We start from the raw sequence: 15485 nt of genomic DNA, 5'->3' as shown, positions 1-15485 counted from the left end.
TGGTGTTACAGCAGTTGTGTCACGACCGTGGGGGCTGAATGGCAAAGACGCCAGGACAGGGTCCGCTCAGCGGCGTACGCGTGGTCGAACTGGCCGGCATCGGGCCCGGCCCGTTCGCCGCCATGCTCCTCGCCGACCTGGGCGCCGATGTGGTCTGCGTGGACCGGCCCGAGGGCTCCGGACTCGCGATCGACCCGGCATACGACCTCACCCACCGCAACAAACGCTCGGTGATCGTCGACCTGAAGGCGGCTGACGGCCCGGCCCGCGTGCTCGACCTGGCCGAACACGCCGACATCTTCATCGAGGGCTATCGCCCCGGAGTCGCCGAACGTCTCGGCGTCTGCCCCGAGGCCTGCCACACCCGCAACCCGCGGCTCGTCTACGGCCGTATGACCGGCTGGGGCCAGGACGGCCCCCTCGCCCCGCGCGCCGGCCACGACATCGCGTACATCGCCGTCACCGGCACCCTCGGCATGATCGGCGCCCCGGACGGGCCACCGGCCGTCCCCGCCAACCTGCTCGGGGACTTCGCGGGCGGTTCCCTCTACCTCGTCGTCGGCGTCCTCGCCGCCCTCCACCACGCGCGCGCCACCGGCACCGGCCAGGTCGTCGACGCCGCCATCGTCGACGGCACCGCCCATCTCTCCGCGATGATCCACGGCATGCTCGCCGCCGGCGGCTGGCAGGACCGGCGCGGCGCCAACCTCCTCGACGGCGGCTGTCCGTACTACGGGACCTACGAGACCGCCGACGGCGGACACATGGCGGTCGGCGCCCTGGAACCCCAGTTCTACGACCTGTTCCTGCGGCTGCTCGACCTCACGGACTTCGCCAAGGCCCGCAAGGACTGGACCCGCTGGAGCGAACTGCGCGAGGCGGTCGCGGCCCGGTTCAGATCCCGTACCCGAGACGAGTGGACAGCCGTCTTCGAGGGCACCGACGCGTGCGTGTCGCCCGTCCTGTCGCTGCGCGAGGCCCCGCACCATCCGCACCTCGCCGCGCGCGGCACCTTCGTCGACCACGGCGGCATCACGCAGCCCGCACCCGCGCCCCGCTTCTCGGCGACGCCGACCACCATCCGTACGGGCCCCGCGCGGCCGGGCGCCGACACCGCGGACGTGGCGCGCGACTGGGACGTACCCGACCTTTTGAAAGGCCTCGAAGCGAAGGGCCCTGGAGCCACGGCGCCCGAAGCGAAGGCGCCCGAAGCGAAGGCTCTCGAAGTGAAGGGTCCCGAATGAAACGGCAGATCTTCGCCCCCGAGCACGAGGTGTTCCGCGAGACCGTGCGCAGCTTCCTGGCCAGGGAGGTGCTGCCGTACTACGAGCAGTGGGAGAAGGACGGCATCGTCTCCCGTGACGCCTGGCGGGCGGCCGGCAAGCAGGGCCTGCTGGGGCTCGCCGTGGACGAGGAGTACGGCGGCGGCGGCGCCGACTTCCGCTACAGCGCCGTCCTGGCCGAGGAGTTCACCCGCGCGGGCGCCCCCGGGCTCGCCCTCGGACTGCACAACGACATCATCGGCCCGTACCTCACCACTCTCGCGACCGAGGAGCAGAAGCGGCGCTGGCTGCCCGGCTTCTGCGACGGCACGCTGATCACGGCCATCGCCATGACCGAGCCGGGCGCCGGATCCGACCTTCAGGGAATCCGCACCCACGCCGAGGACCGGGGCGACCACTGGCTGCTCAACGGCACCAAGACGTTCATCTCCAACGGCATCCTCGCCGACCTGGTGATCGTGGTCGCGAAGACGACACCGGAGGGCGGCGCCCACGGCCTCTCCCTGCTGGTCGTCGAGCGCGGCATGGCGGGCTTCGAGCGCGGCCGCAACCTCGACAAGATCGGCCAGAAGGCCCAGGACACAGCCGAGTTGTTCTTCCACGACGTCCGCGTCCCCAAGGAGAACCTGCTCGGCGAGCGCGACGGCGCCTTCGTCCATCTCATGACGAACCTCGCGCAGGAGCGGCTGAGTATCGCCGTCTCCGCGATCGCCGCCGCGGAACACCTGCTGGAGATCACGACCGGGTACGTCAAGGAGCGCGAGGCCTTCGGCCGGCCCCTGGCGAGCAAGCAGCACATCCGGTTCGAGGTGGCCGAGATGGCCACCGAATGCGCCGTCACCCGGGCCTTCCTCGACCGCTGCATATCGGACCACTCCGACGGCGCACTCGACGCCGTGCACGCCTCCATGGCCAAGTGGTGGGCGACCGAACTGCAGAAGCGGGTCGCCGACCGCTGCCTCCAACTGCACGGCGGCTACGGCTACATGACCGAGTACCCCGTCGCCCGGGCCTTCACCGACGGCCGTATCCAGACCATCTACGGCGGGACGACCGAGATCATGAAGGAGATCATCGGCCGTTCCCTGCTGGGCTGACCTCCCCGAAAGGCTTGACCTGTGAGCACCGAAGCGTACGTGTACGACGCGATCCGCACCCCGCGCGGCCGCGGCAAGGCGAACGGCGCCCTGCACGGCACGAAGCCCATCGACCTGGTCGTCGGACTCATCCACGAGATCCGCGACCGTTTCCCGAGCCTGGACCCGGCCGCCGTCGACGACATCGTCCTCGGTGTCGTCGGCCCGGTCGGCGACCAGGGCTCCGACATCGCCCGGATCGCCGCCGTGGCCGCCGGGCTGCCGGACACCGTGGCCGGCGTACAGGAGAACCGCTTCTGTGCCTCGGGTCTGGAGGCCGTCAACATGGCCGCCGCCAAGGTCCGTTCGGGCTGGGAGGACCTCGTCCTCGCGGGCGGCGTCGAGTCGATGTCCCGGGTGCCGATGGCCTCGGACGGCGGCGCCTGGTTCAACGACCCGATGACCAACCTCGCCGTCAACTTCGTGCCCCAGGGCATCGGCGCCGACCTCATCGCCACCATCGAGGGTTTCTCCCGGCGGGACGTCGACGAGTACGCGGCCCTCTCGCAGGAACGCGCGGTCACCGCCTGGAAGGAGGGCCGCTTCGACCGGTCCGTCGTCCCGGTCAAGGACCGCGGCGGCCTCGTCGTCCTCGACCACGACGAGCACCCGCGTCCGGGCACCACCGCGGACTCCCTCGCGAAGCTGAAGCCGTCCTTCGCGGACATCGGCGACCTCGGCGGCTTCGACGCCGTGGCCCTCCAGAAGTACCACTGGGTCGAGAAGATCGACCACGTCCACCACGCGGGCAACTCCTCCGGCATCGTCGACGGCGCCTCGCTGGTCGCGATCGGCTCCCAGGAGATCGGCGAGCGCTACGGGCTCACGCCCCGCGCGCGGATCGTCTCCGCCGCCGTCTCCGGCTCCGAGCCCACCATCATGCTCACCGGCCCCGCCCCCGCCACCCGCAAGGCCCTCGCCAGGGCCGGGCTGACCATCGACGACATCGACCTCGTCGAGATCAACGAGGCCTTCGCGGCCGTGGTGCTCCGCTTCGTCAAGGACATGGGCCTGTCCCTCGACAAGGTCAACGTCAACGGCGGCGCGATCGCCCTCGGCCACCCGCTGGGCGCGACCGGCGCCATGATCCTCGGCTCGCTCGTCGACGAACTGGAGCGCCAGGACAAGCGGTACGGCCTCGCCACCCTCTGCGTCGGCGGCGGCATGGGCATCGCGACCATCGTCGAACGCGTCTGAACCCCAGCGGCTTTCAAGAGACTTCTACGGAGACCCTCGCCATGACACAGAGCACCACCATCCGCTGGGAACAGGACCGCACCGGTGTCGTCACCCTCGTCCTCGACGACCCGAACCAGTCCGCCAACACCATGAACCAGGCGTTCCGCGACTCCCTCGCGCAGGTCACCGACCGCCTGGAGGCCGAGAAGGACAGCGTCCGGGGCGTCATCTTCACGTCCGCCAAGAAGACCTTCTTCGCCGGCGGCGACCTGCGCGACCTGATCCGCGTCACGCCCGACACCGCGCAGCAGCTGTTCGACGGCGGCATGGCGATCAAGCGGGACCTGCGCCGCATCGAGACCCTCGGCAAGCCGGTCGTCGCCGCGATGAACGGCGCCGCTCTGGGCGGTGGTTACGAGATCGCCCTCGCCTGCCACCACCGCATCGCCCTCGACGCGCCCGGCACCAAGATCGGCTGCCCCGAGGTCACCCTCGGCCTGCTCCCCGGAGGCGGCGGCGTCGTCCGTACGGTACGCATGCTGGGCATCGCCGACGCCCTGCTCAAGGTCCTCCTGCAGGGCACCCAGTACAGCCCGCGGCGCGCCCTGGACAACGGCCTCGTCGACGAAGTGGCCGCCACCCAGGAGGAGTTGCTCGCCAAGGCGCACGCGTTCATCGAGGCCCACCCGGAGTCCCAGCAGCCCTGGGACAGGCCAGGTCACCGCATCCCCGGCGGCACCCCCGCCAACCCCAAGTTCGCCGCGAACCTGCCCGCCTTCCCGGCCACCCTGCGCAAGCAGACGGGCGGCGCCCCGTATCCCGCCCCGCGGGCCATCCTGGCCGCCGCGGTCGAGGGCTCCCAGGTCGACTTCGAGACCGCGCAGGTCATCGAGGGCCGCTACTTCGTCGAGCTGGCCGCGGGCCAGACGTCGAAGAACATGATCCAGGCCTTCTTCTTCGACCTCCAGGCCGTCAACTCCGGTGCCAACAGGCCGAAGGGCATCGAGCCGCGCCGGGTGCGCAAGGTCGCCGTCCTCGGCGCCGGGATGATGGGCGCGGGGATCGCCTACTCGTGCGCCCGCGCCGGGATCGACGTGGTCCTCAAGGACGTGTCCCTGGACGCGGCCGTCAAGGGCAGGGGCTACTCCGAGAAGCTGTGCGCCAAGGCCGTCTCCCGGGGCCGTACCACCCAGGCGAAGGCGGACGCGCTGCTGGCCCGCATCACGCCCACGGCCGACCCGCAGGACCTGGCCGGCTGCGACGCCGTCATCGAGGCCGTCTTCGAGGACACCTCGCTCAAGCACAAGGTGTTCCAGGAGATCGAGCACGTCGTCGAGCCGGACGCGCTGCTGTGTTCCAACACCTCCACCCTGCCCATCACCGCACTCGCCGAAGGTGTCGAGCGTCAGGACGACTTCATCGGACTGCACTTCTTCTCACCGGTCGACAAGATGCCGCTCGTCGAGATCATCAAGGGTGAGCACACCGGCGAGGAGGCCCTCGCGCGCGCCTTCGACCTGGTCCGGCAGATCAGCAAGACACCGATCGTCGTCAACGACTCGCGCGGCTTCTTCACCTCGCGTGTCATCGGGCAGTTCATCAACGAGGGCGTGGCGATGGTCGGCGAGGGCATCGAGCCCGCGTCGGTGGAACAGGCGGCGGCCCAGGCGGGCTACCCGGCCAAGGTCCTCTCCCTGATGGACGAACTGACGCTCACGCTCCCGCGCAAGATCCGGGGCGAGACGAGGCGGGCGGTCGAGGAGGCGGGCGGCACCTGGACCGCCCACCCCGCCGACGCGGTCATCGACCGCATGGTCGACGAGTTCGGGCGCACCGGACGCGGCGGCGGCGCGGGCTTCTACACGTACGGGGAGGACGGCAAGCGGACCGGGCTGTGGCCGGGACTGCGCGAGCACTTCACCCGCGAGGGCGCCGAGATCCCCTTCGAGGACATGCGGGAACGCATGCTCTTCTCCGAGGCCCTCGACACCGTCAAGCTCCTGGAGGAAGGCGTCCTCACGTCCGTCGCCGACGCCAACATCGGCTCCGTCTTCGGCATCGGGTTCCCCGGCTGGACCGGCGGTGTCCTCCAGTACATCAACGGCTACGAAGGAGGCCTGCCCGGCTTCGTAGCCCGCGCGCGGGAACTCGCCGAGCGCTACGGGGAGCGGTTCACGCCGCCCGCGCTGCTGGTGGAGAAGGCGCAGAAGGGGGAGACCTTCAGCGACGGGCGCTGACCTGGCGGGTGCGGGCGGGTGCCGGGGGCCCGTCCGCCCTGGGCTCGACGTGTCAGGCGGACTCGGCGTGCCGGGCGGAGCGGCCCACCGCTGACTCGGGGACACCGGCCGTGTCGGGCGCCCCGTCCTCCGGCGATTCGGTGAGCAGCTCGCGCAGCTCCTCCTTCAGCGACCGCTGGAAGGCGGTCAGCAGTGCCTGCAACACCAGGGGATGCATGTGCTCGGACAGCGACCTAACCTCCCGCGCCGCCCGCTGCGACACCTCGTCGCGAAAGAGCCGGGCCAGCTCGTGGGCCGCCGCGCGCGAGTGCTCGATGAGGACCTTGCGCGAGGCGCGGATCGCCTCCTGCGACAGCGGTACGTCGAGCAGCTGGACGCCGATCCGGAGCAGGCCGAGGTCGGCGCGGTAGGTGTCCGCGTGCGGCACGATCACGTTCATCGCGGCGAGTCGCTCCACGTCGTCGTCGCTCAGCGCCCGGCCCGCCCGCCGCTCGAGCTCCTCCCGCGTGACCGTCTCCTCCGCGTCCGGCGCCCATGAGGCCACCACGGCCCGGTGGATGGCGAGGTCGTGCGCGCTCAGCCCAGGGGGCAGTTGCTGCAGATAGCGCTCGATGGCCGCCAGCGTCATGCCCTGCTGCTGCAACTCCTCGATGAGCGCGAGACGTGCCAGGTGCTCCCGGCCGTAGTGGCCGACCCGCCGTGGACCGATCGCCGGCGGGGGCAGCAGACCTCTGGTGCCGTAGAAGCGGACCGTGCGGACCGTGACACCCGCCCGCGCGGCCAGCTCGTCGATCGTGAGGGTCGGCTCCTCGGTCTCGCTCGTCATGTGCAGCAGTATCGCTGTCTCACCAATGCTGTGAAACCTCTTGAGCACCGTCGATGACCGTGTGAGACGTGAGCCGTCGTACTCACAGCCGCGCTCGCCTCACCGCATATGTCGTCGACCGATCGTTGGCCCGGCGTTGACGCAATAAAAGCAACAGTTCTTATATAAGCACTGTTACGATGCGTCTCATGGCCGACCCCCATGCACTCGACCCGACGCGGCAGAGCCTCTGGCGACCCCTGCGCCTGCTCCAGGCGTCAATGGACGCCGACATTGCCCAGGTCTACTCCGAGCAACCGATCGACGGGCTCAAGCCCAGCTATGTGATGGAGTTGCTCCGGCTCCACGCCTGCGGGCCCATGACCATCGCGGAACTGGCCGAGTCGGTCCAGCGCACGCATTCGGCGCTCAGCCAGAAGGTCGCCGCGATGCGCACGGCCGGCTGGGTCCAGACCGTCGTGGGCGACGACGCGCGCACCAGGAAGGTGACGCTCACCGACAAGGCCCGCGGCGTCGTGGACCGCCTCGCGGCGGAATGGCGGGCCACCGAGGCTGCCGTCGCTGACCTGGAGGCGGAGATTCCCTACCCGCTCTCCCAGGTCGTCGCCGATATCGAGCGGTCTCTGGAGCGAAGGAGTTTCCACGACCGGATCGCCGAGAAGCTGGCGGAAGATCCCGCGTGGGGCTGAAGCGCACGCTGATCGACGTGACTCCGTTACGGACGTCACCACCGTTCCGGCGGTTGTGGATCGGGCAGACCCTGTCCGGTTTCGGCGGCCAGATGACGCTCGTCGCCGTCATGTTCCAGGTCTGGCAGATGACGGAGAGTCCCACGTGGACGGGTGCCGTCGGGCTGGCCCAGGCGATTCCCCTCGTCGCGCTCGGACTGTTCGCCGGCTCGCTCGTCGACCGGGTGGACCGCCGGAAGTTCTACCTGCTCACGACCAGCGGACAAGCCGCGTGTTCGCTCCTCCTCGCGCTCCAGGGCTTCCTCGGGCACGTTCCCGCCGCCGGCGTCCTGGGGCTGGTCGCACTCCAGTCCTGCTTCGGCGCAGGCAGCGGCCCCGCCTCGCGCACCTTCATTCCCCACCTCCTGCCCAAGCACCAACTGGCCGCGGGTCTGGCGCTGAGACGAATCGCCTTCCAGGGCGCCATGCTGCTCGGTCCCGCACTGAGCGGACTGCTCGTGGGCGGGCTGGGAGTCGGCGCCTGCTACCTGATCGACGCCCTGACCTTCATCGCCGCGCTCCACGGGGCGTTCGGCCTGCCACAGATGGACCCCGGGGACGAGCCCGCACGGCCCGGCCTGCGCGGAGTGCTGGACGGTCTGGCCTTCCTGGCACGCACCCCCGTCATTCGCGGGGCCCTGCTCACCGACCTGGCCACCACCGTGCTGTCGATGCCCATCAGCCTGTTCCCCCTGATCAACGCCGAACGGTTCGGCGGCAACCCCCGCACTCTCGGACTGTTCCTCACAGCCATCGCCGTCGGCGGCGTTACAGCGTCGCTCTTCTCCGGAACCTTCACACGGTTCCCCCACCCCGGCCTGGCCATGCTTGGCGGATCCGCCACCTGGGGCGCATCGTTGACTCTGTTCGGCTTCTCGCCCAACCCATGGGCCGGTCTGGCCTTCCTCGTCATAGCCGGCGCCGCCGACACCGTCTCCGTCGTCTCCCGGAGCACCGTCGTCCAGATGCACACCCCGCACGAACTACTCGGCCGCGTCAGCGCTGCCGAACAGATCGTCGGGCAAGCGGGACCCGACATCGGCAACATGCGCGGCGGTCTCGTCGCAGACGCCACCTCGGGAGCAGCAGCCCTCGTCAGCGGTGGCCTGCTATGCCTCGGCGCAGTCGTTGTGGTGGGCGCCACCACGGCAGACCTGCGCGGTTCCTCCGCACCACCTCATCCGCGCACAGCCTCAGCCGGCCCATGAGCCCTGCTCCGAGGCGCCCAGCCACCGGTTCCAACTCTCGTGAGCAACTGGGCACCTCAGGCGCCAACCAACGTGAACAGGCACCGCCAACTACGTTGAACAGCCCTGCTGATGACCAGCGCAGAACAATCAGCGCATCCGCCGACTATCGCGAACGGTCACATCTCCCGAGGACCGGGTGACATGGTCCGCCGTGTGACGTGCGCCATCGCGTGCGGTGTGGTTTCCGGGGAAGAAGCCCCGTCGGTCCGTGACCCTACGGAGGGCACGGGCCGAGGCACGTCCGGATACCCGAGCGAGACCCGCAGGGGCGCACCAGAGAGTGGAATCACCGTGAGCAAGGACGCCGCGCAATCGGCACAGGCCGCCTCCCGCACCGACGTGGGCCAGGTGCCCGCGGACGCGGGCGACGCCGGCTACAGCAAGGATCTCAAGGCCCGCCACGTCAACATGATCGCCATCGGCGGCGCGATCGGCACCGGACTCTTCCTGGGCGCCGGCGGCCGTCTGCGCGACGCGGGCCCGGCGCTCGCGCTGGCCTACCTGGTCTGCGGGGTCTTCGCCTTCTTCGTGGTCAGGGCGCTCGGAGAACTGGTCCTCTACCGCCCCTCCTCCGGCTCGTTCGTGTCGTACGCGCGGGAGTTCCTGGGGGAGAAGGGCGCGTACGTCGCCGGCTGGATGTACTTCCTGAACTGGTCGACGACCGGTATCGCCGACATCACCGCGATCGCGCTCTACACGCACTACTGGAGCCTGTTCACCGACATCCCGCAGTGGGTGCTCGCGCTGATCGCCCTCGCGGTGGTCCTGGTGGTGAACCTGATCTCGGTGAAGATCTTCGGCGAGATGGAGTTCTGGTTCGCGATCATCAAGGTCGCCACCCTCGTCGGCTTCATGCTGATCGGCATCTTCCTGCTGGCCACCCAGCACGAGGTGGGCGGACGGACACCGGGCACCGGCGTGATCACCGACAACGGCGGTGTGTTCCCGCACGGCCTGATGCCCGTCGTCCTCGTGATGCAGGGCGTGATCTTCGCCTACGCCGCCCTGGAGTTGGTCGGTGTCGCCGCCGGCGAGACCGCCGAGCCGGAGAAGGTCGTCCCGCGCGCGGTGAACTCGATCATGTGGCGCGTCGGCCTCTTCTACGTCGGTTCCGTCGTCCTCATGGCCCTCCTCCTGCCCGGCTCGCTCTACTCGGCCGACGAGAGCCCCTTCGTCACCGTCCTGTCGAAGATCGGTGTCCCGGCCGCGGGCGACGTGATGAACCTGGTGGTCCTCACCGCCGCGATGTCGTCCCTCAACTCCGGCCTGTACTCCACCGGCCGCATCCTGCGTTCCATGGCCATGGCGGGCTCGGCACCGAAGTTCACCGCCCGGATGAACCGCAGTCAGGTGCCGTACGGCGGCATCCTGCTGACCTGCGCGGTGTGCGTGCTCGGCGTCGGCCTGAACTACCTCATGCCGAGCCAGGCCTTCGAGATCGTGCTGAACATCGCCTCGCTCGGCATCATCAGCACCTGGGTCATCATCATGATCTGCCACCTCGTCTTCGTCCGCCGCGCGCGGACGGGCCTGGTGACCCGCCCCTCCTTCCGCCTCCCGTTCAGCCCGGTCACGGAGATCACCACGATCGCCTTCCTCCTGGCCTGCCTGGCGATGATGTGGAACGACCCCGGGGTCGGCCGCAAGACCCTCTTCCTCATCCCGGTGATCGGCCTGCTGCTGATCGGAGGATGGTTCGCCGTCCGCCGCCGGGTGTCGGAGACGGCGGACAGGGAACTGTCGGACTTCACGAATTGACTTGCACCTCGGGTTGAAGCCCGAGGATTCTGGCCTTCTCGACCGAACCCTGTGCTGCTACGCGGCACAGGGTTCGGTCGAGAATCCGTGGCTTCCTGTTTCTTCGCGCTGTGCCGGGATTGCTCCTGGTCTTACCGGCGCTCCGCAGGCCGATGCCGCCAGTCCGGCGGCCGTCTTCACGTTGATCGCGGCGTTGATGTCCCGGTCGTGGACGGTGCCGCAGGCGCTACAGGTCCACTCCCTGATGCTCAGGGGTTTGGGCCCGTCCTTGGCGCCGCAGGTGGAGCAGGTCTGGGAGGTCGGTGTGAACCGGCCGATCCTGACCAGGGTGCGGCCGTACCGGGCCGCTTTGTACTCCAGCATGCTGAGGAACGATGACCATCCGGCGTCGTGCACGCTCTTGGCCAGCCTGGTGCGTGCCAGTCCCGCCACCGACAGGTCTTCCACGGCGATCCCTTGGTTCTCGGAGATCAGCCTGGTGGAGAGCTGGTGGTGGAACTCGTGGCGGGCGTCAGTGACCTTGGCGTGGGCGCGGGCGACCTTCAGGCGGGCCTTGGCGCGGTTCTTGCTTCCCTTCTGCTTGCGGGACAGCTCCTGCTGGGCCTTCTTCAGTTTCTTCTCCGCGCGCCGAAGGAAGCGGGGGGAGTCGATCTTCGTGCCGTCGGAGAGGACCGCGAAGTGTGTGAGGCCGAGATCGATGCCGATGGTGTGGTCGGTTTCGGGCATCCGTGTCGTGTCGGCGGCGGGGTCGGTGTCGATGACGAAGGAGGCGAAGTACCGTCCGGCCGCGTCTTTGATGACGGTGACGGAGGTGGGGATGGTGGGCAGCGTGCGGGACCACTTCACCTTCACCGCACCGATCTTCGGCAGGGTCAGACGGCCACTGTCGGTGATGTTCCAGCGGGCGTTGGCGGTGAACCGGATCGACTGCCGGGCGTCCTTGCGGGACTTGAAGCGGGGCGGGCCGGTCCTGGGGCCCTTGCGGGTTCCCTTGAGGGAGGCGAAGAAGTTGCGGTAAGCGGTCTCGGCGTCCCGCAGGGACTGCTGGAGGACGACGGCGGAGACCTCGCCCAGCCAGGACCGTTCCGCTGTCCGCTTGGCTTCGGTGATCAGGCGCGTGGACAGCTCGCCTGCCTTCGGGAACGGCTGCTCGGCCTTGCGGGCGTCCTCACGGGCGCGGACCGCGTCGTTGAACACGACGCGGGCACACCCGAACGCCTTCGCCAACGCGGTCTGCTGGCCGGTGTCCGGGTACAGGCGGAAGCTGTACCTGAGCTGCATGACGATTACACTAAACATCTCGCACACACACCGTCACGACGGAACATTCGTACGAACCCTCACCGCTCCCGCCACAGTCCGGCTCCGCCGGAAGGACACCGCGACGCTCCGCGTCGCAACCATCAGATTCGCTCCACCCCCGGCGTGAACGCCAGAGCACTGCGAATGAATCCCGATAGCAGGTCACGGGTCGACCTGCTACGTCGCGAAGCGGCGGGTCACGCAGGTCGACCGACTAGTGCCGGTGCCCGTCACCGACTCCATGGCCACCCGCCGTCGCGGCCAAGGGGCTGGCCGCGGCGACCGCGCCCGGCGCGAAGATTCTGCGGTGCACGAAAGCTCCAAGTCGTAGGGATACCAGGTCTGTTCGCAGCCTATTCAGTCCCTGTGGGCACAGGCCTGTCCACGGTCACCGCTGTCACACGAATGCCATTCGGCCGTCATGAGTCCCGTTCCGGAGACACCTTGCGCATCACACGCGCGTGATTGCCCTCTTCTGCACGGGAGTTGACCGATGTACCGTCCCGCGCATGCCGACACCCATGCGCTTCACGACCTGGAGATCGCTCGCCTCGGTGGCCGTCGCAGCCCTGACGGCCGCCCTCCTCACCCCGGCCGTGGCCCACCCCGCCCCGCGCGAGAGCCGGCCCGTCTACTCGTACGAGAACGCCGTCCGCGAAGCCGTCTGGGTGGACACCGGACTCGACGGCGACGGCGACGGGAGGACCGACCGCGTCGCCGCCGACATAGTCCGCCCGCGCGAACCCGCCCAGCAGGGCCGCAAGGTGCCCGTGATCATGGACGCCAGCCCGTACTACTCCTGCTGCGGACGCGGCAACGAGAGCCAGCTCAAGACCTACGACGCCCAGGGCAACGTCGTCCAGGCGCCACTGTTCTACGACAACTACTTCGTGCCCCGCGGCTACGCCTTCGTCGGAGTCGACCTCGCCGGCACCAACCGCTCCGACGGCTGCGTGGACGTCGGCGGACGCTCCGACATCCAGTCCGCGAAGGCCGTCGTCGACTGGCTGAACGGCCGCGGCAAGGCCTACACCACCCGCACCGGCAACGCCCGCGCCGAGGCGACCTGGACCAACGGCAGAACCGGCATGATCGGCAAGAGCTGGGACGGCACCATCGCCAACGGCGTCGCCGCCACCGGCGTCAAGGGCCTGAAGACCATCGTGCCGATCAGCGCCATCTCCACCTGGTACGACTACTACTTCTCCAAGGGCGCCCCCCTCTACGACTCCGGCCCCGACTGGCTGTCCGACTACGTCGACAGCCCCGACGCCCGCGCCAAGTGCGCCGCCGTCCAGCAGAAACTCGTCGACGGGGCCCCGCGCTCCGGCGACCTGACCCCGCTGTGGGCCGAACGCGACTACGTCAAGGCCGCCTCCAAGGTGACGGCGAGCGTCTTCCTGATCCACGGCATGCAGGACCTCAACGTCCGTACGCAGCACGTCGGTCCGTGGTGGGACGCACTCGCGAAGAACGGCGTCGAGCGCAAGATCTGGCTCTCCCAGACCGGCCATGTCGACCCGTTCGACTTCCGCCGCGCCACCTGGGTCGACACCCTGCACCGCTGGTTCGACCACGAACTCCTCGGCTACGACAACGGCATCGACCGCGAACCCGTGGCCGACATCGAACGCCACCCCGACCAGTGGGCCACCTCCAAGGCCTGGCCGCCGCGCGGCACCAGCGCCACGACCCTGCGCCCCGCCGAGGGCGGCCAGGAAGGCGTCGGCACGCTCGGCCTGCGCAAGGGCACCGGTACCGAGACCTTCACCGACGACCCGCAGCTGAGCGAGACCGACTGGGCCGCCCGGATCGACAGTTCGACCCCGGACAAGGCGGGCTTCACCACCGGACCGCTCACCCGCGACCTGCGCCTGTCCGGCTCCTCCGAGGTCACCGTCACCGCCACCCCGACCACCACCACGGCCCACCTGTCGGCCGTCCTGGTGGACCTCGGCCCCGACACCATCCGTGACTACGGCGCCGCCGGCGAGGGCATCACCACGCTCACCGACCGCACCTGCTGGGGCGCGAGCACCACCGGCGACAGCGCCTGCTTCAAGGAGACGCGGGCGAAGACCACCGCCGTCGACCAGACGGTCGTCAGCCGCGGCTGGGCCGACCTCGGAAACCACGCGTCCGAGGGGAAGGGCCGTCCGCTCACCCCGGGCAAGGCGTACACGATCACCCTCGACCTGGGCGCCACCGACCACGTCGTGCCGGCCGGACACCGCCTCGCGCTGATCGTCGCGGGCACCGACAAGGACCTCATCGACCCGCCGTCCACCAGGCCCACGCTCACCCTCGACCTGTCCCGGACCTCGGCCCGTGTCCCGTTCGTCGGCGGAACGGCCGCCTTCGCCCGAGCCACCGCCGGCGCCGCGACCGCGGCACCCGAGGCCACCACCCTCGACGGCGTGACCGTGCCGCGCGGCACCCAGCGCGTCCCGGGGGGAGGCCGATGATCCGCGCCCTGACCCTCACGACCGCGGCCCTGGCCGCCTCCCTGGTCGCGGTACCCGCGGCCGCCACGGAGCAGGCGCCCCGCACCGGCTTCGAGCAGTCGAACGGCGCCCGCTGGACGTCCCAGCCCGAGGAACAGACCTTCCTCGCCGCCGTCGACCGGGCGAGCGCACATGTCTCCGTCGCCCCCATCGGGACGACGAAGCAGGGCCGCCCTCTCCAACTCGTCCGGATCGGCGCCGGGCACGCCTCGAACAAGGTGCTGCTCGTGTGCAGCCAGCACGGCGACGAACCGTCCGGCCGCGAGGCCTGCCTGACCACGATCCGCGACCTGGCGTACGCGAAGGACCGCCCGACCCGCCGCTTCCTGGAACGCACCACCCTGCTCGTCGTCCCGACCGCCAATCCCGACGGCCGCGCCGCCGACACCCGCGGCAACAGCGACGGAGTCGACGTCAACCGCGACCACCTCGCCCTGCAGACCGCCGAGGCACGCGCGGCGGCCGCGGTCATCCGGGACCAACACCCCGACGTGATCTACGACTTGCACGAGTACGGCGCCACACCCCCGTACTACGACAAGGACCTCTTCGACCTGTGGCCGCGCAACCTCAACACGGACGCGGCCGTCCACGACGAGGCCCGGACCCTGTCCGAGGCGTACGTCCGCCCCGCCGCACAGAGCGCCGGCCACTCGACCGGCACGTACGGCATCTGGACCGACCCGGTCACCGGCGAGCCGATCCGGCAGGTCGCCGGGGACGGACAGGAACGCATCCTGCGGAACATGTCCGGCGTCAAGCACGCGCTCGGCCTGCTCATCGAGAGCCGGATCGAGCCGCTCGCGGATGTCCCGGAAGCGGTCAACAACCGACGCCGGGTCGACTCCCAACTGGCCGCCCTCAAAGGCCTGGTGCGGTTCACCGACGAACGCCGGGCCCGGGTCGAGGCGGTGACGGACTCGGCCCGACGCACCGGTCACGCCGACGCCGGACCCGTCTACCTCGGCGGCGCCGACAACGACCCGCCGGAACCGGCCGAGGTGATCCAGGACCCGCCCTGCGGCTACCGGCTCACCGCCGACCAGTACGCCGAGGTGAAGGACGCACTCGCCCTGCACGGAGTGCGGACGAAGGGCACCTACGTCCCGCTCCGCCAGTCCCTGCGCGCCCTCGTCCCGCTGCTCCTCGACGAACGTGCCCCCTACCACCTCACGGCAGGCGAGGCGGTCACCGACTGCTGACCCCGCCCGACCGGCCCTGCGGGAGGGAGGCGGCGGCCAGTTCCGCCGCCTCCCTCGCGCATCCCCAGGCCACCGTCCAG

11 protein-coding genes are annotated in these 15485 nt (G+C 69.9%); 9 read left to right on the top strand and 2 right to left on the bottom strand.

Features of this window, described 5'->3' with window-relative positions:
* Window positions 1-38 precede the first annotated feature (38 nt).
* The 4 genes from AB0H86_RS35755 to AB0H86_RS35740 are packed head-to-tail and all read left to right on the top strand — an operon-like array spanning window position 39 to window position 5835.
* A complete protein-coding gene (locus AB0H86_RS35755; RefSeq protein WP_362448696.1) occupies window positions 39-1244 on the top strand; it encodes a CaiB/BaiF CoA-transferase family protein in 1206 nt (401 codons plus the stop codon).
* The gene (locus AB0H86_RS35750) at window positions 1241-2380 is read left to right on the top strand and encodes an acyl-CoA dehydrogenase family protein (RefSeq protein WP_362448693.1); all 1140 of its coding nucleotides are present in this window, start codon (window positions 1241-1243) and stop codon (window positions 2378-2380) included. The genes AB0H86_RS35755 and AB0H86_RS35750 overlap by 4 nt, the downstream gene beginning before the upstream one ends.
* A gap of 21 nt (window positions 2381-2401) precedes the next feature.
* Window positions 2402-3616, top strand: coding sequence for an acetyl-CoA C-acetyltransferase (locus AB0H86_RS35745; protein ID WP_362448690.1), 1215 nt, complete (start codon window positions 2402-2404; stop codon window positions 3614-3616).
* 41 nt (window positions 3617-3657) lie between these two features.
* Window positions 3658-5835, top strand: coding sequence for a 3-hydroxyacyl-CoA dehydrogenase NAD-binding domain-containing protein (locus AB0H86_RS35740; RefSeq protein WP_362448687.1), 2178 nt, complete (start codon window positions 3658-3660; stop codon window positions 5833-5835).
* A gap of 52 nt (window positions 5836-5887) precedes the next feature.
* On the opposite strand, the gene AB0H86_RS35735 is transcribed toward AB0H86_RS35740, so the two are convergent.
* A complete protein-coding gene (locus AB0H86_RS35735) occupies window positions 5888-6661 on the bottom strand; it encodes a MerR family transcriptional regulator (protein WP_362448684.1) in 774 nt (257 codons plus the stop codon).
* Window positions 6662-6849: 188 nt separating this feature from the next.
* On the opposite strand from AB0H86_RS35735, the gene AB0H86_RS35730 reads away from it, so the two are divergent.
* The 3 genes from AB0H86_RS35730 to AB0H86_RS35720 all read left to right on the top strand — a co-directional run bounded on the left by AB0H86_RS35730 (window position 6850) and on the right by AB0H86_RS35720 (window position 10397).
* Window positions 6850-7350, top strand: coding sequence for a winged helix DNA-binding protein (locus AB0H86_RS35730; RefSeq protein WP_362448681.1), 501 nt, complete (start codon window positions 6850-6852; stop codon window positions 7348-7350).
* Window positions 7341-8597, top strand: coding sequence for an MFS transporter (locus AB0H86_RS35725; protein ID WP_362448678.1), 1257 nt, complete (start codon window positions 7341-7343; stop codon window positions 8595-8597). Before AB0H86_RS35730 ends, AB0H86_RS35725 begins: the two co-directional genes overlap by 10 nt.
* Before the next feature lie 333 nt (window positions 8598-8930).
* Entirely contained in the window at window positions 8931-10397 is a 1467-nt protein-coding gene (locus tag AB0H86_RS35720) for an amino acid permease (protein WP_362448675.1), read from the top strand.
* A 57-nt stretch (window positions 10398-10454) separates the two neighbouring features.
* On the opposite strand, the gene AB0H86_RS35715 is transcribed toward AB0H86_RS35720, so the two are convergent.
* Window positions 10455-11678 (bottom strand): RNA-guided endonuclease TnpB family protein, encoded by a 1224-nt coding sequence (locus AB0H86_RS35715; protein WP_362448672.1) that lies wholly within the window; start codon window positions 11676-11678, stop codon window positions 10455-10457.
* A gap of 530 nt (window positions 11679-12208) precedes the next feature.
* Between AB0H86_RS35715 and AB0H86_RS35710 the strand changes: the two genes are divergently transcribed.
* Together AB0H86_RS35710 and AB0H86_RS35705 are read left to right on the top strand one after the other, a co-directional pair.
* The gene (locus AB0H86_RS35710; protein WP_362448669.1) at window positions 12209-14164 is read left to right on the top strand and encodes a Xaa-Pro dipeptidyl-peptidase; all 1956 of its coding nucleotides are present in this window, start codon (window positions 12209-12211) and stop codon (window positions 14162-14164) included.
* Window positions 14161-15405 carry a M14 family metallocarboxypeptidase gene (locus tag AB0H86_RS35705; protein ID WP_362448666.1) on the top strand — a complete coding sequence of 415 codons (1245 nt, stop codon included), beginning with the start codon at window positions 14161-14163 and terminating at the stop codon, window positions 15403-15405. Before AB0H86_RS35710 ends, AB0H86_RS35705 begins: the two co-directional genes overlap by 4 nt.
* Window positions 15406-15485 lie beyond the last annotated feature (80 nt).

Source organism: Streptomyces sp. NPDC050997 (assembly GCF_040660135.1).
Lineage (GTDB): Bacteria > Actinomycetota > Actinomycetes > Streptomycetales > Streptomycetaceae > Streptomyces.
Note: the sequence above shows the minus strand (reverse complement) of the source record. Positions and strands in the feature narration are given on the sequence as shown.

Coding starts and splice junctions, on each gene's coding strand:
- AB0H86_RS35755 (WP_362448696.1), top strand. CDS start 39: ATGGCAAAGACGCCAGGACAGGGTCCGCTCAGCGGCGTACGCGTGGTC.
- AB0H86_RS35750 (WP_362448693.1), top strand. CDS start 1,241: ATGAAACGGCAGATCTTCGCCCCCGAGCACGAGGTGTTCCGCGAGACC.
- AB0H86_RS35740 (WP_362448687.1), top strand. CDS start 3,658: ATGACACAGAGCACCACCATCCGCTGGGAACAGGACCGCACCGGTGTC.
- AB0H86_RS35735 (WP_362448684.1), bottom strand. CDS start 6,661: ATGACGAGCGAGACCGAGGAGCCGACCCTCACGATCGACGAGCTGGCC.
- AB0H86_RS35730 (WP_362448681.1), top strand. CDS start 6,850: ATGGCCGACCCCCATGCACTCGACCCGACGCGGCAGAGCCTCTGGCGA.
- AB0H86_RS35715 (WP_362448672.1), bottom strand. CDS start 11,678: ATGCAGCTCAGGTACAGCTTCCGCCTGTACCCGGACACCGGCCAGCAG.
- AB0H86_RS35710 (WP_362448669.1), top strand. CDS start 12,209: ATGCCGACACCCATGCGCTTCACGACCTGGAGATCGCTCGCCTCGGTG.
- AB0H86_RS35705 (WP_362448666.1), top strand. CDS start 14,161: ATGATCCGCGCCCTGACCCTCACGACCGCGGCCCTGGCCGCCTCCCTG.